Below are 21,899 nucleotides of genomic sequence, written 5' to 3'. Positions count from 1 at the left end.
GGACGGTGCCGGGAGACCGGCCTGCGATCATGAGATGTGCGCGACGACGAGCGGTTCCGGGACCGAGGGTGGCGGCTGTTCGACTTCGCCCAGGAGATCCTCGTGGTCTGCCCGCGCTGCGCCGGCCGGGCGCACGTCACCGTCCACCCCGACCACCGGGCGTGCCGGCGGTACGCCGTCGCACGCCTCACCGAGCCGCACCGCCTGACCTGCCCCGGCTGCGGCCACACCCGCGGCTGGTCCCCGCGGCCCGCGCGGAAGGGCGACGCGGACCTGTACTTCGCCGGCGGTCCCCCGCTGGCCGTGCCGCGCCTGACCGGCCCGGACGACCCGTTCTTCGGGCTGCCGCTGTGGCTGTCCCGCCGGTGCTGCGGGCGGACCCTGTGGGCCTACAACGCCGCCCACCTGGACGTGCTGGAGGGCTACGTCACGGCCCGGCTGCGCGAACGCCACCCGTACACCGGGTCCGGCAGCCTCGTCGAACGCCTCCCCGCCTGGATCAAGGCCGCCGGCAACCGCGCAAAGGTCCTGGCCGCCATCCGCGACCTGCGCGTCCGCGCCTCGGAAGGTCACGCACGGGAGAGGTGACGGGCTAGGAAGGCGACCTGGTCCGGCAGCATGCGGCGGCGGAACGCCGCGTCGTGGCAGCCGGCGTGGATGCCGCCGGTGACCTCGGCCCGACCGGCGCGGCGAAGCCGGGCGAGCAGATCCCTGGTCGGGGCGGCGAACGGGTCGTCGCGCCCGCAGGTCAGGGACGCCGGGACACCCGCGAGCGCCGGTGCCAGCGTGGCGTCGTCCGAGCGCGTCAGCGCGGGCGAGGCCGCCGCCACCGCGGCGACCCGGTCGGCCCCCAGGGAGGACGCGAGCAGCAGAGCGCCCCGGCCGCCGATCGACCAGCCGAGAAGCCCGATCCGGCTCGTCGGCAGTCCGCGGTCGCGGAGGAAGGGCAGCAGGTCGCGCGTGATCACCGGTGCGGGCCGCCACTGCGCGTCGGCCCAGGCGTCGATCGCGGCCACGGCGAACGGGGCGGCGCCCCGGCGCACCGCGTCGGCGAGAAAGTGCTGAATGCCGTACACGTCGAACGGCGTCCGGGCGTCCCCGTCCGAGCCGTGCAGCAGCACGACGACCGGAAGGTTCTTCGTCACGCCGGCGGGATATCCGATCACGGCCTGCGCCGTGCCGCCGCTCGCCGAGAAGCGCACCTGCTGGACCGCGCCGGGGGCGACCTTCGGAAGCGGCGGCATCGTCCCGCACTTCCCCAGATACGGCGCCAGCCGGTAACGCCCGGGCAGCACATCCTCCTCGACGAGACCGTACGCGGTGCCGGCACCCGCGAGCGCGGCGATTCCGCCGATGCCGGTGATGAGAACGCGGCGGCGGGTGAAGATCGACACGAGGCGTGAGCCTAGTCTGGGCTGATGGAGTTCGCTGTCGGTGCCGATGTCACCATCGAAGAATTGCAGGCCGACCCGCATCCCGTGCTGGCCCGGCTGCGCGCGGCCGAGCCGGTCTCGTGGATCCCGGACTTCGACGGCTGGCTCGTCACCCGGCACGATCTGGCGCTCCAGGTCATGCGCGACGCACGGGCCTTCACCGTCGACGATCCGCGCTTCTCGACGGCGCAGGTGGTCGGCACGAGCATGCTCTCCCTCGACGGAGCGGAGCACACCCGGCACCGTGACGCCTTCGCCCGCCGGTTCCGGCCCGCCGAGACGCGCTCCCGCTTCACGGCGTTCGTCGAGAGCGAGGTCGACCGGCTGATCTCGGCGGTCGCGGCGCGCGGGCACGCCGAGGTCCGCGCCGACCTCGCCGGTCCCCTGGCCGTCGCCGTCGTCACCGAGGCCCTCGGCCTGCGGGACGTCACGGCCACCACCGTACGGTCGTGGTACGACGCGTTCGTCACGGCGGTCTCGGCGATCACGGCGGGCCGTCCGGCGAACGCCACGGACGCGTACACGCGGTTGCGGGCGAAGGTCGAGGCGGCGCTCTCCGACGACGGGGGCGCACCGGCGGACGGCGCTCCCCCGCTCCTGGTCACCGCCGCCGGCGACCTGACGACGGACGAGGTCGTGGCGAACGCGGCGGTGCTGATGTTCGGCGGCATCGACACGACCGAAGGCATGATCACGAACGCCGTCCTCCACGTGCTGAGCCGTCCGGACCTGGTGAGGCTGCTGCGCGAAGAGCCGGGCCTTCTCCCCGCCGCCATCGAGGAGTCGGTACGCCTGGAGCCCGCCGCCTCGGTGGTGGACCGCTACGCCACCCAGGACGTCACCCTCGGGGGCGCCCGCATCGCCAAGGGCGACCTCGTTCGCGTCTCGATCGCCGCCGCCAACCGGGATCCGGCCGTCTTCGCCGATCCGGACCGGTACGACCTCCGGCGGGCCGACGTCGACCGGCATCTGGCGTTCGCACACGGCCCGCACTTCTGCTTCGGCGCGCACCTGGCACGCCTGGAGACGACGACCCTCCTGGGCGCGCTGCTGCGCCTGCCGGGCCTCCGCCTGACCCGTGCCGCCACGCCGGAGGGACTGGTCTTCCGGAAGCCTTCCGTGCTGGACGTCGGGTGGGACGGTTCTTCGAAGATTTCGTGAAACCGACCGCCTTTACATTGTAGATCAACGATCTTCGCCGCGCCCTGACGAGGGACGGCGGGGCGTTGCTGGACAAGGGACTTTTCGGACCCGATACTTCCTGTCATGGAGGGCCTGCCGGTACGCGCTTCGGACGAAGATCGCGACCGCGTCCTGAGGGTGCTCCGCGACCGCGCAGCCGAGGGCCGGCTGTCGCACGAGACGTTCGAGCGACGCGTCGAATCCGCGCTTCAGGCGCGTACCCAGGCGGAGCTGTCCCAGCTGGTCCACGACCTGCCGCCGGGCAACCGCATCGTGCGCGGCCTGACCGGCGTCGTCTCCTCGCTGTCGTCGATGACGGCGCGCGTCGAGGCGGCCTGGCGCGCCCCGCGCCTCCCGCGCTTCGTCCTCCCCCCGCGCGATCGGGCGCGCCTGGTCATCGGGCGGGCGCCGACGTGTGAGTTCGTGGTCACGGACCTGACCGTCTCCCGACTCCACGCGGAGCTGCGGCGGGCCGGGAACGCCTGGCTGCTGTCGGACCTGGGATCGATGAACGGCACCCAGGTCAACGGGTACCGGATCTCCGGCCCGACCCGCGTGCGCCCCGGCGATGAGATCACCTTCGGCCGGCAGCGGTTCATCCTGACCGCCGGCTGACCTTCGCCGCCTTCTAGGGCCTGTCTCGAAGTCCCCGTCCGTAGCGAGCGGTGTCCAGGTGGTGCCTCGCAAGGCGGAGGAGGGAGTCAGCCTGGTTTTGGCTGGCGACCGACGACAACGCGGCGAGGCGCCGCCTGGACACCGCGCAGTAGGACAGCGGGACTTCGAGACAGGCCCTAGGCCGAGGTGCCCACGTCGACGGCCTCCGGAGCGGCGGGCCGGGCGTCGGACGGTCGGCGTCGTACCAAGGCGCACGAGACGGCGCCGACCGCGATCACGGCGATGGGCAGCGCCAAGGTCGGCCGCATCGCGTGGATGAAGCCGTGCTCGAACGTGGACGCCGCGACCCGCTGAACGTGCTGCGCGACGCTCGCCGGCGTTCCCGGCGGCAGCGTGATCGCCGCGCCGGTCTGCCCGGTGCCGACCTCCAGGCCGCCCTCGGCGGTGTTCTTGAAGGCGGCCACGAACTGACCGCGGACGCTCTCCGGAAGGGCGGCGGCCCGCTCGGCCGCCTCGTGCCGGAGCGAGACGGCGAGGCGATTCTGCAGCACCGCGCCGACCGCAGCACTGCCGATGACCGTCCCGATCTGCCGGATCGTGTTCAGCACACCGGAGGCGGCCCCGGCCATCCTGGGCTCCACGTTGTACATCGCGACGGTGATCATCGGGCCGAACACGCAGCCGATGCCGAACCCGGAAACGATCAGCGGCGGCTGGAACACGTACCAAGCGCGACCCACGCCGGCGGCCGCGGCGAGCCAGGCCATGCCGATGGCGAACAGGGCCAGACCGGTCATCAGGATGTACTTGCCGCCGATCCGATCCGACATCCGGCCCGCGAGCGGCGACACGGATGCCGACACCACCATCGCCGGCGCCATGACCAGGCCGGCCTTCAGCGCGCCGAAGCCCAGCACCGACTGCAGGTAGATCATCACCGGGAGGAACAGGCCGATCATTCCGACCTGGACGGCCGCGGACACCAGACTCATGACCGCGTAATCACGGTCGCGGAAGAGCCTGAAGGGCAGCAGCGGTTCACCGCGCTGCCGGGTGCCCTGGTAGATCAGGAAGACGACGAGGAGCAGCGCGGCCCCGCCCAGCAGCGCCCAGATCCCGGTGTTCCAGTCGTACCGCTGGCCCTCGGTGAGCCCGAAGGTGAGGCCGAACAGCGTCGCGGTGGCGAGCGCGACGCCCGGCACGTCCAGTCTGTGGCGGACGCCGTGCCGAAGGTCCGGCACGAGCCTGACGGCCATCGCGAGCACCACCGCGCCGATCGGGACGTTCACGAAGAAGATCCAGCGCCAGTCGGCCGCGCTGACCAGGAGACCGCCGAGCGTGGGCCCGGCGATCGTGGCCACGCCCGCGACCGCTCCCCAGACGCCGAGCGCCGCGCCTCGGCGCTCGGGCGGGAAGGTGCCGATGATGATGGTCATCGTCTGCGGCATCAGCGTCGCCGCGCCCAGGCCCTGCGCGGCGCGGGCGGCGATGAGCTGGGCCGGATCCCGTGACACGCCGCACAGCACGGACGCCACCGTGAACAGCGCGACGCCCCAGATGAACATCGTGCGCGGCCCGCGCACATCGCCCAGTCGACCGGAGGTGATCAGCAGCGCGGCGAGGACGAGGATGTAGACATTGATCACCCACAGCACTTCGTCGAGCGACGCGTGCAGCTTGTCGATCATGCTGGGGATGGCGACGTTGACGGCCGTCAGGTCGAGCAGCGTCATGAAGAATCCCAGGCTGAGCGTGAGCAACACCGCCCATGGATTGCCGCGCCATCCGCTCATTCGTATCCCTCCGTTCGCCGGGCAGGCGCAAACGCGATCAGGCCGTTCGAACCGCCGAAATGTGTCAGCTCTTGGCGGGAGCCTGGAGGCTCCAGAGCCGCCCGTCGGGGTCGCGTACGATCATTTCGCGGGTCCCGTAATGGGTGTTCTCGAACGGTGTGACCACGTCGACGGCCGGACCGGGACGGAACGCGTCCGCGTCGGCCACTTTCAGCGCGAGCTGCATCTTGGGCTCTCGGTCCTCGGGGATCTCGGAGACGACGAGAAAAGGACCCTCGCCGTTGCGGAACACGCCGGAATCGTCGCCGGTGGCGATTTCCAGCTCGAACCCCAGGGACTGAAAGAACTTCGCGGTCTTTCCCCAGTTGTGGGTCTCCAGGAAAACCGCTTCGAACCCTTCGGTCGCCATGTCATGACTCCTTTTCAGACGATTGCCGTCGCTGCCTGTGTGCGTCGTCGAGGTAGGCGCGCAGCGCGTCGGCGACCAACGCCGACAGGGACATGCCCTCCTCGATGGCGTGATGCTTGACCTGCTTGATCAGCTCCACCGGCAGGTACACGTTGAACTGCTTGACCTCCGCATCACCCATGAGGCCGATGCTAGCACACTAGCTTTCTAACTCTCTAGCTCGCGTGTCGATCGATTGACGGAGTGAGTACTCACTCCATACTGTGGAGGCATGACGGAAAAAAGCTCCCCCACGCCTTCCCGGCGCCGCGCGCCGGCCATGGACGCCGACCAGCGCCGCGCGATGATCGTCGCCGCGGCCCTCCCCCTCGTCGTCGAGTACGGCGCCTCGGTGACGACGGCGAAGGTCGCCAGAGCCGCGGGCATCGGCGAAGGCACGATCTTCCGGGTGTTCCCGGACAAGGACGCCCTGCTCAAGGCCTGCGTGGCCGAGGCCCTGCGGCCCGACGACACCGTCCGGCACCTGGAGGCGATCTCGCTCGATCAGCCGCTCGCGGACCGGCTCACCGAGGCGGCCGAGGTGATCCGCGGTTACCTGACCCGCATGGGCGCCGTGATCTCGGCCCTGGCCGCGACCGGGCGGCTCGAGCCTCCCAAGCCGGATGCGGAGGGCCGCCTCCCGGATCGCGAAGCGGGGCTGGCGGCACCTCGCGCGGCGCTGGCCGCCCTGTTCGAGCCCGACCAGGACCGGCTGCGACTCTCCGCCGAACGACTGGCGGACGCCTTCCAGCTCGTGGTGATGTCCGCCGGTCGCACCGGCGCGCCCGACCCGCTGACCGCCGAAGAACTCGTGGATCTGTTCCTGCACGGCGCGATCTCCTCGGGCGAGGACGCTCGGTGACCGCGGTCGCCGCGTACGACGCACTCGCGCCGCGTCGCCGGACGCTGGTGACCTTCGCCCTGCTGGGCTGCGCCTTCCTGGCCATGCTCGACGGCACCGTCGTCGGCACCGCGCTGCCGCGCATCGTCGAGCAGGTCGGCGGCGGCTCCTGGTACGTCTGGCTCGTCACCGCCTACCTGCTGACCTCCTCGGTCAGCGTGCCGGTCTACGGGCGCTTCTCCGACCTGTACGGCCGCCGCGCGCTGCTGCTCGGCGGGCTGTCGATCTTCCTGGCCGGCTCGCTCGCCTGCGGCCTCGCCGGCTCCATCGAGACGTTGATCGTCTCGCGTGCGGTCCAGGGCGTGGGCGCCGGCGCCCTGCTCACCCTCGGCATGGCCCTCATCCGCGACCTGTACCCGCCCGGCCGCGCGCAGGGACTGATCCGCATGCAGACCGCGCTGGCCACGATGATGGTGCTCGGCATGGTGGGCGGCCCGATCGTCGGCGGTCTGCTGGCCGACCACGCCGGCTGGCGCTGGGCGTTCTGGCTCAACCTTCCCATCGGCCTGGCCGCCGCGACGGTCCTCGTCCTCGCACTGCCCGGGCATCGGCCCGCCACGGCGCACGCCGGCCGCCTCGACGCGGCCGGGGTCCTCCTGCTCACCGCCGGCCTCTCGCTGATCCTGATCGGCCTCAGCCTCAAGGGCAACGCCACCGCCACGGAGTCCCGGTCCTGGACCGATCCGCCGATCGCGGGCTCCCTGCTCGGCGGCCTCACCCTGCTCGCCCTGCTCGTGCCCGTCGAGCGGCGGGCGGCCGTCCCCGTCCTGCCGCTGCGGCTGTTCCGCAACCGCACGTACACGGCACTGCTGAGCGCCGGGTTCTTCTTCCAGGTCGCGGCGCTGCCGGTGGGGATCCTGCTGCCGTTGTACTTCCAGCGTGTCCGCGGCGCGTCGGCGACCGTCTCCGGCCTGCTGGTCCTCCCGCTGCTGATCGGGATGACGCTGGGCAATCGGCTCACCGCCGCCGCCGTACTGCGCAGCGGCCGCGCCAAGCCCGCGCTCCTGACCGGCGCCGGGCTGCTCACCGCCGGCACCGCGGCGTTCTTCACCCTGGACGCCACGACGCCGCTCGTGCTGGCCTGCACGTGGCTGCTGCTCATCGGGCTGGGCATCGGACCGGCGATGGGCGGCATCACCATCGCCACTCAGAGCTGCGTGCCGCACGCCGACATGGGCACGGCCACCGCCGGCTCCGCCCTCACCAAGCAGATCGGCGGCGCGTTCGGCCTGGCCTGCGTCCAGTCCCTGATGGGCGGTCACGCCGCGGCCGCCCCCACCGCTTCGGCAACCGGCTCCACCGTCGCCTGGGGCGGCACCGTCGCCGGACTGCTCGCCCTGACGGCGCTCCTGTTCATGCGCGACCTGCCCATTCCCACGGGCGGCGAGCATCCCGCCCCGCGCCAGGACCCGACCGGCGCCCGGCCGTCACCGGCGCGCCGCGGACCCGCCTGAGATCGGCCGCCTCCCGCCGGCGGCGTTCCAGGCCCCGCGCGGGCGCGGACCGGGGCGCCCAGGCCGACACAGCCGTCGTTCGATAACGAGTGCGTCGCACCGTCTTGACGCCGGGAGCCGACGGTCGTAGGTTCCCGCACATGGGTTAGGAAAGTTTCCTAACCACGCCTGAGCAGCGGAGACGCCGTGACCACCTCGACGCCTGGGACTCCCAGCCTGCTGCGGGCCATCAACGACCGCGCCGCGCTGGAAGCGCTGCTCGCTCGGGGCCCGCTGACCCGGCCCGAGATCGGAGCCCTCACCGGCCTGTCAAAGCCCACCGCCTCCCAGCTCCTCACCCGGCTGCGGGAGGCGGGCCTCGTCGTCCTCGACGGGATCCGCGAGGGCGGGCCGGGGCGCACGGCGGAGTTGTACCGCATCAACCCGGACGCCGGGTACGTCGCGGGGCTGGACGTCCGGCGCGCCCGCATCCGGGCCTCCGTCGCCGACCTCACCGGCGCCGTCACCGGAACGTTCGAGCTGCACACGCCGGGCACTTCCGGCGGCGACGCCGTGGCGCGGGCCCGGGCCGCCGTGGAGGGCGCCGCCGAGGCCGCCGGCCTGGCCCTCGACCGGATCGACCGGATCGTCATCGGCCTCCCCGGCGCCCTGGACCCGCGGACCGAGCGGCTCGGGTACGCCTCCCACCTTCCAGGCTGGCACATTCCCGACCTGCTCAGCCGGCTACGCGACGGCATCGGCCGGCCCGTCGCCGTCGAGAACGACGTCAACCTCGTCGCCATGGCCGAGCTCACGCACGGTCAGGCCACGGGATCCCGCAACTTCGTCCTGCTGTGGGTCAGCGCCGGCATCGGCATGGCGATCGTGCTCGACGGCTCGCTGGTCCGCGGCGCGACCGGAGGCGCCGGCGAGGTCGGCTACATGCCGGTCGCCGCCGCTCCGATCATCCGCGAGCCGGGCCGCGCCAACACCGGTGGTCTACAGGCCGTCGCGGGCGCGCCCGCCGTGCTCAAGCTGCTGCGCGCGCACGGCTTCCGCGGCAGCGACGCCGGACAGATCGTCGACCGGGCCCGTACGGCGCTGGAGGCCGGCGACGAACGGGCCGCGGCCGGGCTCGGCGAGCTCGGCGCCCGGCTCGCGACCGGCCTGGCCGCGATCGTCAGCGTCCTGGACCCCGAACTGATCGTGCTCGCCGGCGACACCCCCATCGCCGGCGGGGAACCGTTGCGCTGCAAAGTCGCGCGTGAGCTCTACTCGATGACCATCCCTCGTCCCCCAGTGCTGCTCAGCTCGGTCGGCGGCGATCCCGTCCTGGCCGGCGCGCTCCACCTCGCCCTCGGCGAGACCCGAGAACAGATCTTCTCCAACACCGTTCGCCAACCCTGATCCCGACCGTTTCCCCGGCCGGCCGCGTTAAGGAGAACAGGAGTGTTCCCACGCCATCGGCGGCTCGTAACCGCCCTCATCGTCACCCTCACCGCGACGGCCTGTACGGCGGGCAGCGGCGGGTCCGCCACCGAGTCCGGGCCCAAAGCGGAGGCCCCGCAGACCATCGAGGTCTGGCACGGCTGGAGCGCCCCGCACGAGGTCCAGGCGTTCGACGCCGCCGTCGCCGGGTTCCACAAGCTGCACCCCAACATCACCGTCAAACTGGTGAAGGGCCAGGACGACACCAAGATCCTCAACGCGATCCGCAGCGGCAACCCGCCGGACGTGGTCTCGTCCTTCTCCACCAACAACGTCGGCCAGTTCTGCTCGAGCGGCGCGCTCCAGGACCTGACGCCCTTCCTGAAGAAGGACAAGGTCGACATGAGCGTCTTCCCGCAGACCGTGCAGACCTACACCCAGTACAAGGGCGTCCGCTGCACCCTCCCCCTGCTCGCCGACGACTACGCGCTGTACTCCAACAAGGCACTGATGAAGGGCAACCAGCCGCCGAAGACGATCAGCGAGCTGACCGCCCTGGCCAAGAAGCTCACGGTCCGCAACCCGGACGGCACGATAAAGGTCGCCGGGTTCCTGCCCTCGGTGACGTACTACGAGCACGTGGGCGAGCACGTCGCCCCGAGCTTCGGCGTCAACTGGCTGAACGGCCAGGGGCGGGCGAACTTCGCCACCGACCCGGGCTTCGCCAAGTACCTGCAGTGGGAGAAGAGCCTGCTCGACTGGTACGGCTATGACAACGTCAAGAAGTTCGTCCACTCGATGGGACAGGAGTTCGAGGCCTCCAACCCGTTCGAGAAGGGCAAGGTCGCCATGGCGATCGACGGCGAATGGCGCGTGAAGTTCCTCCAGGACGAGGCACCGAAGGTCCAGTACGACACCACGCCCGTGCCGGTGAACGACGACCGGCAGAACGCCTACGGCGGCGGCTTCGTCACCGGCACCATCGTCGGAGTCCCGCGCGGCGCCAAGCACCCGCAGGCGTCGTGGGAGTTCGTGAAGTACCTGACGACGAACACCGACGCGCTGGTCACCTTCGCCAACGGCCTCGGCAACGTGCCGAGCACGATCCCGGCACTGTCCTCGCCGAAGCTGACGCTGCCACCGCAGTTCCACACCTTCCTGGACGTGTTCAAGAACCCGAACAGCACGACGATCCCGTCGACGGTCAACGGCGGTGACTTCGTCGTCAAGTTCGACAGTTTCGTGCAGGACCAGTGGGAACCCGGCAAGGTGCCCAACCTGCAGCAGGGTCTCACCGACCTGGACAACAAGGTCAACAGCGCCCTGAAGCTGGCGGGCGGCTGACGATGGCGGCCGTGCTCTCGGCCGGCCCGGTGACGGCGGCGCATGCCCGCCGCCGTCACCGGCTCCGCGTCCTGGCGTTCATGTCCCCGTGGCTGGTCGGGTTCTCGCTGTTCTTCGCCTACCCGCTCGCCGCGACCGTCTACTTCTCCTTCTTCCGCTACAACCTGTTCCAGCTCACGCCCGTCGGGCTGGAGAACTACAAGTTCCTGTTCAAGGACCCGTACGCCTGGACGGCGATCAAGAACACCCTGTGGCTGGTCGTCGTCATGGTGCCGCTGCGGGTGCTGTTCGGGCTCGGCCTCGCGCAGTTGCTGACGAAGATCAAACGAGGCGGGAACATCCTGCGCTCGATCTTCTACCTGCCGTTCCTGATCCCGCCGGTCGCCGCCACGGTCGCGTTCGTGTTCGTGGTCAACCCCGGCACCGGGCCGATCAACGGCCTCTTCGCCAAGGTCGGCATCCACCTTCCGGACTGGTTCAACGACCCGACGTGGACCAAGCCGGGCCTGACGCTCCTGGCCCTGTGGGGCATCGGCGACGTCATGATCATCTTGCTGGCCGCGCTGCTGGACGTGCCCAAGGCGCTGTACGAGGCGGCGGCCATCGACGGGGCGAACGCCTGGCAGCAGTTCCGCCAGATCACGCTGCCGACGATCTCGCCGGTGCTGATGTTCTCCGCCGTGACGGGCGTCATCCAGACGCTGCAGTACTTCACGCAGGCGATGGTCGCGGCGCATGTCTCGCAGGGCAACGCCGACCAGGCGGGCACGACCACCGCTCCCGGCTATCCGGACGGGGCGTCGCTCACCTTCCCGCAGACGCTCTACAACGAGGGCTTCCAGCAGTTCAACATGGGCTACGCCTGCGTGCTGGCCCTCGTGCTGTTCGCCGTCGCGATGTTCTTCACCCTGATCCTGCTCCGCCGGTTCCACGCGTTCGGCGACGACTGAAAGGAGGGAAACAGATGACCGGCACGACTCTCGCCGTACGCCCACCGGCCGTCGGCTCGTCGCCGCGGCCCAGCATACGAGGGCGGCGCGGGCGGCGCTTCCTGTACTGGACGGCGACCCACGCGATCGCCATCGCCCTCGCGATCATGTTCCTGGCGCCGTTGATCTTCATGTTCCTCACCGCGGTGATGAGCTCCGACCAGACCCTCACCGGCGCGCTGTGGCCGAGCAGCTGGCACTGGGGGAACTTCTGGAAGGCGCTGACCACCGACAACGGCGTCATGCTGCACTGGGTCGCCAACACGTTGATCTACGCGGTCCTGGCCACCGCCTTCATGCTGGTCTCGAGCGTTCCGGTGGCGTACGCCCTGGCGAGGTTCCGCTTCCGCGGCCGCAAGCTGGCATTCGTCCTGGTCATCACGACGATGATGCTGCCGCCGCAGGTGACGATCGTGCCCTTGTACATCCTCTGGGCGCGCTTCCACCTGACCGGCACGCTGTGGCCGCTGATCCTCCCGCTGCTGTTCGGCGACGCCTTCTCGATCTTCCTGCTCCGGCAGTTCCTGCTGACGATCCCGAAGGAGTACACCGACGCGGCGCGGGTCGACGGCTGCGGGGAGTTCCGGGCGATGATCCGGGTGATCCTGCCGATGGCCCGGCCGGCGATCGCCGCGGTGGCGCTGTTCCAGTTCTTCTACGCCTGGAACGACTACTTCGGCCCGCTCATCTACACCAAACCGGAGACCTGGACCCTCGCGGTGGGCCTGTCGACCTTCCGTGCCGCCCACCATGTCGAGTGGAACCTGACCATGGCCGCGACGCTCCTGACCGTGCTGCCGGTGATCGTGGTGTTCTTCCTGGCACAGCGCGTGTTCATCCAGGGCGTGACCTTGACAGGGGTGAAGGGATGAAGATCTGTGTGGTCGGCGGCGGGTCGACGTACACGCCGGAGCTGGTCGACGGCATCGCCCGCCTGCGTTCGACCCTGCCGGTCTCGGAGCTGGCGCTGGTCGACCCGGACAAGACCCGCCTGGACCTGGTCGGCGGGCTGTCCCGGCGCATCTTCGCCCGGCAGGGGCACCCCGGAACGATCCGTACGACGTCCGACCTGGACGAGGGCGTCGACGGGGCCTCGGCCGTGCTCCTGCAGCTGCGCGTCGGCGGGCAGGCGGCCCGCCACGTCGACGAGACCCTGCCGCTGGACTGCGGCTGCGTCGGGCAGGAGACGACCGGCGCGGGCGGACTGGCCAAGGCGCTGCGCACCGTGCCCATCGTGCTGAACATCGCCGACCGGGTCGCCGCGCTGGCACCGGACGCCTGGATCGTCGACTTCACCAACCCGGTCGGGATCGTCACCCGGGCCCTGCTGGACGCCGGGCACCGGGCGGTCGGCCTGTGCAACGTCGCGATCGGCTTCCAGCGCCGCTTCGCCGCCACGCTCGGCGTCCGGCCCGACCGCGTACGCCTCGGGCACGTCGGCCTGAACCACCTGACCTGGGAACGCGCGGTGTACCTCGACGATGAGGACGTCCTGCCGCGGCTGCTGGCCGACCACGCCGAGGAGATCGCCGCCGACCTCGAGCTGCCGGCCGCCCTCATCCGCCGTCTCGGCGTCGTCCCGTCGTACTACCTGCGCTACTTCTACGAGCACGACGCGGTCGTGGCCGAGCAGTTGCACGCACCCTCGAGGGCGGAGCAGGTCGCGGTGATCGAGGAGGGGCTGCTGGAGATGTACGCCGACCCCGCGCTCGACGAGAAACCGGCCCTGTTGGAGGAACGCGGCGGGGCGTACTACTCCGAGGCCGCCGTCGACCTGGTCGCCTCCCTGGCCGGCGACCGCGGCGACGTCCAGGTCGTCAACCTCCGCAACGGCGGCCGGCTGCCGTTCCTGCCGGACGAGGCGGTGATCGAGGTCCCGGCCCGGATCACCGCGTCCGGGCCCGAAGCGCTGCCGGTCGACCCGGTCGAGCCGCTGTACGCCGGGCTGATCGCGCACGTCACCGCGTACGAGGAACTGGCCCTGGAGGCGGCGCTGAAGGGCGGCGTGGACCGGGTCGCCGACGCGCTGCTGGCCAACCCACTGATCGGGCAGGCGAGCATCGCCGACGAGCTCGCCCCCCGCCTCGTCGCCGCGAACGCCGCCCACCTGCCCTGGGCGGTGAACGCGTGATCCTGGCGATCGACGGCGGGAACAGCAAGACCGACGTCGCCGTGCTGACCGCCGCCGGCGAGGTCCTGGCCACCGCGCGCGGCGACGGGTTCCGCCCGGTCGCCGACGGCGTGACCGAGGCGGTGGGCACCGTCGCCGAGGCGGTCACGCGCGCCCTCTCGGCGGCCGGGGCGGGCACGCCCGTCGACCACGTCTCGGCCTACCTGGCCAACGTCGACCTGCCCGTGGAGGAGGAGCGGTTCCACCGGCTGTTCACCGAACGCGGGTGGGGCCGCGGCGTACGGGTCGGCAACGACACCTTCGCGCTGCTGCGGGCGGGAGCCACCGAGCCGTGGGGTGTCGCGGTCGTGTGCGGGGCGGGCATCAACTGCGCCGGCGTCGCCCCCGACGGGCGGGTCGCGCGGTTCCCCTCGATCGGGCGGGTGACCGGCGACTGGGGTGGCGGTCACCACCTCGGTGAGGAGGCGCTGTGGCACGCCGTCCGCGCCGAGGACGGCCGTGGCCCGCACACCGCCCTGGCCGACGCCGTCGCCGCGCACTTCGGCCGCGCCGGCGTCGAGGACGTCGCGCTCGCGATCCACTTCGGGGAGCTCTCCGAAGCGCGGCTGGGAGAGCTGTCCCCGGTCCTGTTCGCGGTCGCGGCGGCGGGCGACCCGGTCGCGCGGAGCCTGGTCGACCGCCAGGCGGAGGAGATCGTCGCGCTCGCCACCGTGGCGCTGCGCCGCCTGGACCTGCTCGACGTCCCGGTGGAGGTCGTCCTCGGTGGCGGTGTCCTCGCCGCCAGGCATCCCCTGCTGATGGCCGCGATCGAGGACCGGCTGGCGGGCCTCGCCCCGCAGGCCAAGCCCGTCGTCGTCGAGGCTCCCCCACTGCTGGGCGCCGCCCTCCTCGGCCTCGACGCCGCCAACGCCCCACCGGAGGCGTACGACCGCCTGCGCGCCCATTTCGGCTAGGGCGTGATCGCGGGGGGGTGTGAGGGAGGACGGTCGCCTGTCACAACGAAAGGACTCAGCGAGCTTCAGCCGTGATGTCGGGATTTTTCCTGTCTTGTAGCACGGCTGCGTATCGGACAAAGCGCCGCTAAGCGTCGATATGGTCGGCCAGACGAAGGGTTCTGCCCGGTCTAGCGGCCAATGCGGCCTCTAACCGCTATACAGCACGATAGGTCCGATTTGCAGGACTGCGCCTTTGTTGCCATCTTACCTTGCACTTGTCTTGTCGGGAATCTACCGGGGAATGCTACAAATTGCAGCGCAGTCCCGAAAAGCGGGAGAGCGCGGCTAGCGACGGCTATCGCTTGATTCCGACAAAAGGAGATTGACGTGCTGAAGAAGACGTGCATCATCGGCGGCCTGTTCCTCACCACGGCCGCCGGGGCCCTGTTCACAGGCTCGGCCGCGTCTGCGTCGGTTCCCGCCTGGGGCGGCGGCTGCTGCGGCAGCTCCAGCCATTTCCGGTTCTTCTCGCACCACCGGAACTTCAACGCCAACCAGAACGAGCTGTTCAACCACCTCCGCATCCGGATCCACAACCGGAACAACAACATCGCCATCGCGCGGAACACGCAGGCGCAGGCGGAGCGGCAGAACCAGTTCGAGCGCCAGGCCGAGCGTCAGCGGCAGTTCGAGATCGACTAAGAGTATTCGTCATCGGGTCGCGCTCGTTTCGCAGGGCGCGACCCGATCGCGCTATTCGGACGCCGGCACGAACACGCTCATCCGGTAGGTAGTCGGCTGCACCAGTCGCCCGCAGAACATGTCGATCCGGACCATCGACGGATCGGTCACCTCGAACTCGGACGCGAAGCGGCGCCTGAAGTCCTCCCACTCGGCTTCGTCGCAGGTCTGGAAGACGACCTCCCAGCGCCCCGCCCGCTCCTCGTACGCGGCCCTGGCTCGCCGTCGCAGCTCTTCCCGCCGCCGCTTCCGCTTCCTCTGCCCTGGCATGCCGATCAGCATCACGGACCGGCGACACCCCGGCAACATCGATGACCGAATGTCTGTTTTGGGGGGTTGTCTGGCTACATGTCCCCAGCGTACGGTGCTGGACATGTCTGAACAGGTCAGGGAACAGGGGTGGACATGACGGACGCTCCTGTCCTCAAGCATCAGAACATCGCCCGCACCCTCGCCGGGGAGATCCGGGCGGGCCGGTTGAAGCGGGGCAGCCGGCTGCCCGGCGAGCACGCCCTCGCCGCCCGGTTCTCGGTCAGCCGGAACACCATTCGCTCGGCGCTGACCGAGCTGAGCCGGGAAGGGCTCATCGCGACCCATTCGGGCAAGGGATCGTTCGTCACCTTCGACGGTCGCCTTCTCGACGATGGGCTGGGCTGGGCCCGCGCGCTGGCCGACCAGGGCGTGGCCACCGAGACCCGGCTGCTGCGCCTGGAGAAGGTCGACGACCCCGGCCTCGCGGAGCGGCTCGGCCTGGAGTCGTCGTCGTTCTTCGCCGTCGACCGCGTACGGACCCTGGCGGACGGGCCGGCGGTATCGCTGGAGCGCAGCCGCATCCCCGGCGTCGACGGCCTGCTCGACCTGCCCGCCAGAGGCCTGATCGAAGGATCACTGACCGCGACCCTGGCCTCCGTCGGGCTGTACGCCGACCACGGCGACGAATGGGTTTCCGCCGGGCCCCTCGAGACCGCCGACGCGGAGGAACTGGGCCGCCGGCCCGGTGAGTGGTTCCTCCGCACGCGGCGCGTCAGCTGGACCGCGGCCGGTGACCTCGTGGAGCACGTCGAGAGCCTGCTCGACCCGGCGCGGTTCCAGCTGCACCTGCGCTTCGGGGCCTCCTCATGACCGGTGCCGCCGACCGTGCCCTCGGAGCGCTGTACGGGCTGGCGATCGGTGACGCGCTCGGCATGCCGACCCAGTCGCTCCCCCGCCAGCGGATCCAGGAGACGTTCGGGACGCTCACCGGATTCGAGGCCGCTCCGCCCGACCAGCCCCTGGCAGCCGGAATGCCGGCCGGAGCGGTCACCGACGACACCGAGCAGGCCGTCCTGCTCGCCCGCCTGCTGATCGACGGCGGTGGGCGGATCGACCCGCTCGTGCTGGCGCGGTCCCTGCTGGAGTGGGAGGACGACATGCGCCGGCGGGGCTCGCTGGACCTGCTCGGCCCCTCGACGAAACGCGCCGTGGCCGCCGTCGCCGGTGGCACGCCGGTCGAGGAGGCCGGCCGTTACGGCGACACCAACGGCGCCGCCATGCGGATCACGCCCGTCGGCATCGCCGCCGGCGGGGACGGACCCGACGCCCTTCTCGACAGCGTCGTCGAGGCGAGCAGCGTCACCCACAACACCAGCGTCGCCCTCGCCGGCGCCGCGGCCGTCGCGGCGGCCGTGAGCGCCGGAATCGACGGCGCGGACGTCGAAGAGGCCGTCCGGCACGCCGAGCGCGCCGCGGCCGCCGGTGTCCGCCGTGGTCACTGGGTGGCCGCCGCCGACATCGCCGCGCGCATCCGGTGGGCGACCGGTCTCGTGGCCGACCGGCCCGTCGCGGCCGCCGCCGAGGACATCTACGACCTCGTCGGGACCAGCGTGGCCACCCAGGAGTCGGTGCCGGCCGCTTTCGCGGTCCTCGCCCTGTACCCCGACGACCCCTGGCAGGCATGCCTGCTCGCGGCCTCACTCGGCGGCGACTGCGACACGATCGCGGCGATCGCCGGAGCCATCGCGGGGGCCTGCCACGGCATCCGCTCCCTGCCCGAAGAGGCCGTCGCGACCGTGCGCCGGGTCAACGACCTCCCGCTCGACGACCTGGCGCTCCGCCTCCTCACCCTGCGTCACGGGGCCTGACCGCCCCACTAGATCCCCTGAGAAGGTCCCCATGTCCAACCACAACAAGGTCGGCGCCGTCGAAACCCGCGGCATCGAGCCCGTGCCCGACGAGGAACGCCGCGGCGGTTCGAGGGTCGGCTGGGAGGTGTTGACTTCCTCCCTCCCGAGGGAGGGGGATTCCCGTCGGCCTTGTGGCCGATCCGGCTTAGGCCGGGCGCCTCGCGGCGCGGGTTTCCTGGTTCAGCGCCGACTGCGGAAGGGAGGACCCTTGCCGTCTTACACCAGCTCCACAGGCATCACCGGGACTGTGCCCGGTTACGGCTTGACCAGCCGCAAGGATGTTCTTGGCCGCGTTGATGTCCCGGTCGTGCCGGGTGCGGCAGCCCGGACACGTCCAGTGCCGGGTGGAAAGACTCAGCGCCGCGAGCAGGTGCCCGCAGACCGAGCAGGTCTTGGAGGAGGGGTACCAGCGGTCGATCACCACCAGGCGCCGCCCGGCACGTTCGGCCTTGTACTCCAACTGTCTGCGGAACTCCCCCCACCCCGCATCGGAGATCACCCGCGCCAGTGTCCGGTTCTTCACCATGTTGGTGACGGCGAGGTCTTCGATGACGATGGTGTCGGCTCTGCGGATGAGGTTGGTGCTGGTGCGGTGCAGGAAGTCGGCGCGGGCGTTGCGGATCTTGCGGTGGGCGCGGGCGACTTTGGCCTTGGCCTTGCGGCGGTTCATGCTCCCGCGCTGGCAGCGGGCCATGCGCCGCTGGTAGCGGGCCAGGTTGCGGGCCTTACGTTCCAGATGGCGGGGGTTGGCGATGCGTTCCCCGTCGGAGGTGACCGCGAAGTCCTTGATCCCGAGGTCGACGCCGATGGCGTGCCCGGCCTCGTCCATGGGCTCGGGGGTGTCGGTGTCGATGGCGAACGTCACGTACCAGCGGCCGTCCGTGTCGCGGGAGATGACGACCATGGTGGGGTTGAGCGTGGACACCTCGACATCGTCGAAGGACCACACGAACCTCAGCGGCGTGGCCGTCTTGGCCATGTACAACTCACCGTTCTTCATCCGGAACGCCGAGCGGGTGTAGTGCGCGGATTGGCGGGAGTTGCGGTTCTTGAAGCGGGGGTATTTGGCGCGACCGGCGAAGAAGTTCGCGAACGCCGCGTGCTGATGCCGCAGCGTCTGCTGCAGCGGAACCGAAGACACCTCCGACAGAAACGCCAGGTCCTCGGTCTTCTTCCACTCCGTCAGCGCCGCATCGGTCTGCTTGTAGGAGGTCTTCTGGCCCCGCTGGTGATACGCCGCGTGGCGTTCGGCGAGGGTCTTGTTCCACACCAGGCGCACACACCCGAACGTGCGGCTGAACACCGCCGCTTGTTCGGGGTCCGGGTAGGCCCGGCACTTGTACGCCGTCCGCATGACCGCGAACTTACAGATGACATGCGCACGCGTAAAGCGGTTCGTCGAATTGCGGTGAATTCCGTTTTTGGACCATCCCGGCTGGGCCGGGCCGTTCCTGACGGAGTCCGAATTCCTCCCCGACCTGAAGGCCGCAACGTCCCTCGGAGGAGCAGGTGAACAGACCACCGCCGCGTACGCCCTGCTCGCATCCTCCACATCGCCTTCGGCGTCGGCGCGAGTTCCGTGCTCACCGTCGTGTCATCGTCCGCATCGGCCCGGCCGGGTGCGTCCTCGCCATGCCCGGAGCCGAGGTCCTGCGCGTCCCCGCCTTCGACGTACGGGCGGTCGACAGCAATGGCGCCGGCGACGCGCACGTCGGCGTCTTCGTCGCCGGTCTCGCCGAAGGGCTGTCACCGGCGCGGGCCGCGCTGCGCGCCAACGCCGCCGCCGCGATCGCCGTCACGCGCCGCGGCCCGGCGACGGCACCGACCCGCACGGACGTCGATCGTCTCCTCGACGGGGCATGACGGAAAACGACCCTTGGGGGCAGGCGGCCACCGCTGACGGGAACGACCCGCGCGCTTTGGGATAGGCGACCGCACCCTCGGCGCTCCAGTTCGTCCAGCGGGCGAGCGTGCCGCTCGCCGGTGCTCACACGGTTCGCGCGTGAGCACCGGCGAGCGGCGGTGAGGTCAGCCGGTGTACGGGGCGAAGATCTTGGAGAACTCGTAGGGCTGCTGCGGGATGTTGGTGCACTGGTAGAGCGCGCCGGTGCAGGCGTTGCGGTCTCTGGTCTCCTCCCAGAACGCGAGCATCCCGAGGTGGTGCTGCTTGGCGAAGGTCACGAGCTGGCGGGCGTCGTCCTGGTTGTAGACGTTGTGGTCGTCGTTCTCGCCGAGCATCGGGGTGACGCCGACCATCGCCCAGAGCTGGGCGTCGGTCTTGCCCGGGTACAGCGTCTTGAGCTGGTCGTGGGTGGACTGTGCGGCCTGCACCGCCGCGTCGCCGTAGTCGACGGAGCGGTAGTAGTCCATGGCCATGACGTTGACGAGGTCGAGGTCGACCCCGGCGTTCTTGGCGGACGTGACGACGTTCAGGCCGTCGGAGGTCAGGCCCTCCGGCAGCACCGGCAGGGTGAGGGAGATCTTCAGGCCGGGGTGGCTCTGCTGCAGCCGGGCCAGGGCCTGCGACCGCCGGTCGATCGACGCCGTGTCGGCCACCGCGGCGCCCTCGATGTCGAAGTCGACGTACTTGGCGCCATAGGCGTCCACGACCGCGGCGTACTCGGTGTACAGCGCGTTCACGTCGCCGCAGGCCTGGGCGAGTTCGATGCCGGACGCGCCGCCGAAGGAGATCTTCACGTCGCCGCCTGCGGCGCGCAGCTTGTCGATCTCGTCCTTCTGCCAGGCGGCCCTCGGATCGTAGGCGTTGAACCAGCTCGCCTTACAGCCGGCGCTCGTCACGAACGCGAGGGTGAAGCCCTTGAGCCCACCCGCCTGCGCCATATCGCTGAGGACGGGGGTCGGCCAGGAGCCCATGTCGACGTACGGTGCGACGTACGGCCGGTTGCCCGAGGGCGGCGGAGAACCGGCGTCGGTGGTCGCGCTCACCTGGGCGGAGAAGGCGGAGAGGTTTCCGGCGGCGTCCCTGGCCCGCACCTTGAACGTGTAGGTCGTCGCAGGCTGGAGCCCGGTGACCGTGGCGCTCGTGCCGGAGGCCGTGGTCGCCAGGGTCGTGCCCTGGAAGACCTCGTATCCCGTGACGCCGGTGTCGTCCGTGGCGGCGGTCCAGGACAGCGACACGCTCGACGAGGTGTGGCCGGTCGCCTTGAGGCCCGATGGCGCGGACGGCGGTTGGGTGTCGCCGCCGCCGCTGCCGCCGTCGCACGAGGCGCCGTTCAGCCGGCAGCCGGACGGGTCGGCGGTGCCGGAGACGACGAATCCGAAGCTCACCGTGGCACCAGGGGCGATCTGCCCGTTGTACTCGCGGTTCTTGAGCGTGTAGTGGTCACCGGACTTCGAGAGCAGCGCGTCCCAGTAGGTGCCGACCGTGGTCGACGCGGTGAGGTCGAACTCCACGGTCCAGCCGCTGATCGTCGCGGTTCCGGTGTTCTTGATCGTGTACTGACCCTGGTAGCCGGTGTCCCAGCTCGAGGTCCTGGCGAACGTGGCGGTGGCGGCGGTGGCCGCGTGGGCGGGGCGGGCGACGACGAAGCCGGCGAGCAGGGCCGTCGCGGCGAGAGTGACGAATAGGCGTCTCAACGTCTCGCTCCTGGCGGGGAGAGGAGGAAGGATGGCCCCCGAGAAAGCTTTTAGTAAGCTTTCCTGTTAGTTGTTACCCGGTCACACCGTCCAAGTCAAGGCCGCGCCGACCGGTACCGGCACCTCGCCCCCGGGAGTGTCAGATCGGTCCGTAGACCGCGCTCTCCGCGCCGGTGGTCAAAGCCCAGTAGCGATCGCCGAATGACCAGTGCCACCACTCGGTGGGGTAGTTGACGAATCCCACGGCGGTCATCACCTCGGCCAGCAGGTCACGGTTGGCTCGAGCGGTACTGGAGACAGGGGCGCTCATCGGACAGGTGTCCTCCTGGCCTGTACGGTGGCCGTTCACCGGACCGCCCATATCAAGCTCAAGAGCGCCGGCGGCCGCGAGAGTCAGATCCACCGCGGCACCGGCGCAGTGCGGAGCGACGTCTACGGGAGAGACGAAGGCGCTGGTCCGCTTCCGCAGCTCGGCAGGGTCGCTGACGCCTTCGCTCCGAAGGCGTTCTTCATGACGCGCGAACCGCCGAGCCTGTTCAGCGGTCGTGCGATGGCCTTCGATGACGAGCAGCTCGACCCCATCGGGAAGCATCGCGGCCGCTGCGCCGAGGCGGTCCAGGACACCCGCCCGCACACGGCCGTAGGCGCCCGCGGCGTCCCGTTCGCGCGAATCCAGGCGCAGGCCCGGGACCATACCGACGTCGGCGAGAGGCTCCCCGCAGTCGATCACAGGAACCCGCTGGACCCGAGGATCACTGAGCAACAGC

The 21,899-nt window shown here is 70.6% G+C and carries 23 protein-coding genes; 15 read left to right on the top strand and 8 right to left on the bottom strand.

What is annotated here, in order from left to right:
• Positions 1-36: 36 nt before the first annotated feature.
• On the top strand, positions 37-588 hold the full coding sequence (locus ACQP2O_RS23830) for a hypothetical protein (protein WP_433189141.1): 552 nt from the start codon (positions 37-39) through the stop codon (positions 586-588).
• On the opposite strand, the gene ACQP2O_RS23825 is transcribed toward ACQP2O_RS23830, so the two are convergent.
• Complete coding sequence (locus tag ACQP2O_RS23825; RefSeq protein WP_433189138.1) at positions 570-1,394, bottom strand: hypothetical protein; 825 nt, start codon at positions 1,392-1,394, stop codon at positions 570-572. The two genes, ACQP2O_RS23830 and ACQP2O_RS23825, sit on opposite strands and share 19 nt — an antisense overlap.
• 24 nt (positions 1,395-1,418) lie before the next feature.
• Here ACQP2O_RS23825 and ACQP2O_RS23820 point away from each other — a divergent pair, with 24 nt between their 5' ends.
• Both ACQP2O_RS23820 and ACQP2O_RS23815 read left to right on the top strand, forming a co-directional pair.
• On the top strand, positions 1,419-2,594 hold the full coding sequence (locus ACQP2O_RS23820; protein ID WP_433189135.1) for a cytochrome P450: 1,176 nt from the start codon (positions 1,419-1,421) through the stop codon (positions 2,592-2,594).
• A 105-nt stretch (positions 2,595-2,699) separates the two neighbouring features.
• Positions 2,700-3,230, top strand: coding sequence for an FHA domain-containing protein (locus tag ACQP2O_RS23815; RefSeq protein WP_433189133.1), 531 nt, complete (start codon positions 2,700-2,702; stop codon positions 3,228-3,230).
• Between the two features lie 176 nt (positions 3,231-3,406).
• On the opposite strand, the gene ACQP2O_RS23810 is transcribed toward ACQP2O_RS23815, so the two are convergent.
• The 3 genes from ACQP2O_RS23810 to ACQP2O_RS23800 form a co-directional block, all read right to left on the bottom strand.
• The gene (locus ACQP2O_RS23810; protein ID WP_433189130.1) at positions 3,407-5,023 is read right to left on the bottom strand and encodes a DHA2 family efflux MFS transporter permease subunit; all 1,617 of its coding nucleotides are present in this window, start codon (positions 5,021-5,023) and stop codon (positions 3,407-3,409) included.
• A gap of 64 nt (positions 5,024-5,087) precedes the next feature.
• A complete protein-coding gene (locus ACQP2O_RS23805) occupies positions 5,088-5,432 on the bottom strand; it encodes a VOC family protein (protein ID WP_433189127.1) in 345 nt (114 codons plus the stop codon).
• Between the two features lies 1 nt (position 5,433).
• On the bottom strand, positions 5,434-5,613 hold the full coding sequence (locus tag ACQP2O_RS23800; RefSeq protein WP_433189124.1) for a CopG family transcriptional regulator: 180 nt from the start codon (positions 5,611-5,613) through the stop codon (positions 5,434-5,436).
• 90 nt (positions 5,614-5,703) lie between these two features.
• On the opposite strand from ACQP2O_RS23800, the gene ACQP2O_RS23795 reads away from it, so the two are divergent.
• The 9 genes from ACQP2O_RS23795 (at position 5,704) to ACQP2O_RS23755 (ending at position 15,334) form a co-directional block, all read left to right on the top strand.
• On the top strand, positions 5,704-6,333 hold the full coding sequence (locus ACQP2O_RS23795) for a TetR/AcrR family transcriptional regulator (protein WP_433189121.1): 630 nt from the start codon (positions 5,704-5,706) through the stop codon (positions 6,331-6,333).
• Complete coding sequence (locus ACQP2O_RS23790) at positions 6,330-7,826, top strand: MFS transporter (RefSeq protein WP_433189118.1); 1,497 nt, start codon at positions 6,330-6,332, stop codon at positions 7,824-7,826. The genes ACQP2O_RS23795 and ACQP2O_RS23790 overlap by 4 nt, the downstream gene beginning before the upstream one ends.
• A 186-nt stretch (positions 7,827-8,012) precedes the next feature.
• The gene (locus ACQP2O_RS23785) at positions 8,013-9,212 is read left to right on the top strand and encodes an ROK family transcriptional regulator (RefSeq protein WP_433189115.1); all 1,200 of its coding nucleotides are present in this window, start codon (positions 8,013-8,015) and stop codon (positions 9,210-9,212) included.
• Positions 9,213-9,254: 42 nt separating this feature from the next.
• Positions 9,255-10,577: an ABC transporter substrate-binding protein gene (locus ACQP2O_RS23780; protein WP_433189112.1), complete on the top strand. Its 1,323-nt coding sequence runs from the start codon at positions 9,255-9,257 to the stop codon at positions 10,575-10,577.
• 2 nt (positions 10,578-10,579) lie between these two features.
• Positions 10,580-11,527, top strand: coding sequence for a carbohydrate ABC transporter permease (locus tag ACQP2O_RS23775; protein WP_433189109.1), 948 nt, complete (start codon positions 10,580-10,582; stop codon positions 11,525-11,527).
• Positions 11,528-11,541: 14 nt separating this feature from the next.
• Positions 11,542-12,438 (top strand): carbohydrate ABC transporter permease, encoded by an 897-nt coding sequence (locus tag ACQP2O_RS23770; RefSeq protein WP_433189106.1) that lies wholly within the window; start codon positions 11,542-11,544, stop codon positions 12,436-12,438.
• A complete protein-coding gene (locus ACQP2O_RS23765; protein ID WP_433189105.1) occupies positions 12,435-13,697 on the top strand; it encodes a 6-phospho-beta-glucosidase in 1,263 nt (420 codons plus the stop codon). The genes ACQP2O_RS23770 and ACQP2O_RS23765 overlap by 4 nt, the downstream gene beginning before the upstream one ends.
• The gene (locus ACQP2O_RS23760; protein WP_433189102.1) at positions 13,694-14,650 is read left to right on the top strand and encodes an N-acetylglucosamine kinase; all 957 of its coding nucleotides are present in this window, start codon (positions 13,694-13,696) and stop codon (positions 14,648-14,650) included. The genes ACQP2O_RS23765 and ACQP2O_RS23760 overlap by 4 nt, the downstream gene beginning before the upstream one ends.
• A gap of 369 nt (positions 14,651-15,019) precedes the next feature.
• Positions 15,020-15,334: a hypothetical protein gene (locus tag ACQP2O_RS23755; protein ID WP_433189100.1), complete on the top strand. Its 315-nt coding sequence runs from the start codon at positions 15,020-15,022 to the stop codon at positions 15,332-15,334.
• Positions 15,335-15,385: 51 nt separating this feature from the next.
• Here ACQP2O_RS23755 and ACQP2O_RS23750 read toward each other — a convergent pair whose 3' ends face one another.
• On the bottom strand, positions 15,386-15,643 hold the full coding sequence (locus ACQP2O_RS23750; RefSeq protein ID WP_433189097.1) for a hypothetical protein: 258 nt from the start codon (positions 15,641-15,643) through the stop codon (positions 15,386-15,388).
• Between the two features lie 135 nt (positions 15,644-15,778).
• Between ACQP2O_RS23750 and ACQP2O_RS23745 the strand changes: the two genes are divergently transcribed.
• Positions 15,779-16,495, top strand: a complete 717-nt coding sequence (locus tag ACQP2O_RS23745) for a GntR family transcriptional regulator (protein ID WP_433189094.1) — start codon at positions 15,779-15,781, stop codon at positions 16,493-16,495.
• Positions 16,492-17,493, top strand: a complete 1,002-nt coding sequence (locus tag ACQP2O_RS23740; RefSeq protein ID WP_433189091.1) for an ADP-ribosylglycohydrolase family protein — start codon at positions 16,492-16,494, stop codon at positions 17,491-17,493. The genes ACQP2O_RS23745 and ACQP2O_RS23740 overlap by 4 nt, the downstream gene beginning before the upstream one ends.
• Positions 17,494-17,680: 187 nt before the next feature.
• On the opposite strand, the gene ACQP2O_RS23735 is transcribed toward ACQP2O_RS23740, so the two are convergent.
• Complete coding sequence (locus tag ACQP2O_RS23735) at positions 17,681-18,889, bottom strand: RNA-guided endonuclease InsQ/TnpB family protein (RefSeq protein ID WP_433189088.1); 1,209 nt, start codon at positions 18,887-18,889, stop codon at positions 17,681-17,683.
• A 155-nt stretch (positions 18,890-19,044) separates the two neighbouring features.
• Between ACQP2O_RS23735 and ACQP2O_RS23730 the strand changes: the two genes are divergently transcribed.
• Positions 19,045-19,398, top strand: a complete 354-nt coding sequence (locus ACQP2O_RS23730; protein ID WP_433189085.1) for a PfkB family carbohydrate kinase — start codon at positions 19,045-19,047, stop codon at positions 19,396-19,398.
• Positions 19,399-19,563: 165 nt separating this feature from the next.
• Here the strand turns inward: ACQP2O_RS23730 and ACQP2O_RS23725 are convergent, their stop codons facing one another.
• Both ACQP2O_RS23725 and ACQP2O_RS23720 read right to left on the bottom strand, forming a co-directional pair.
• Positions 19,564-21,132, bottom strand: a complete 1,569-nt coding sequence (locus ACQP2O_RS23725) for a cellulose binding domain-containing protein (RefSeq protein ID WP_433189082.1) — start codon at positions 21,130-21,132, stop codon at positions 19,564-19,566.
• Positions 21,133-21,271: 139 nt separating this feature from the next.
• Positions 21,272-21,826 carry a M15 family metallopeptidase gene (locus ACQP2O_RS23720; protein WP_433189079.1) on the bottom strand — a complete coding sequence of 185 codons (555 nt, stop codon included), beginning with the start codon at positions 21,824-21,826 and terminating at the stop codon, positions 21,272-21,274.
• Positions 21,827-21,899: the final 73 nt, after the last annotated feature.

The sequence above is a fragment of the Actinoallomurus sp. CA-150999 genome (assembly GCF_050942425.1).
GTDB lineage: Bacteria > Actinomycetota > Actinomycetes > Streptosporangiales > Streptosporangiaceae > Actinoallomurus.
The sequence above is the reverse complement of the archived record's forward strand: the minus strand, read 5'-3'. Positions and strand labels throughout refer to the sequence as shown.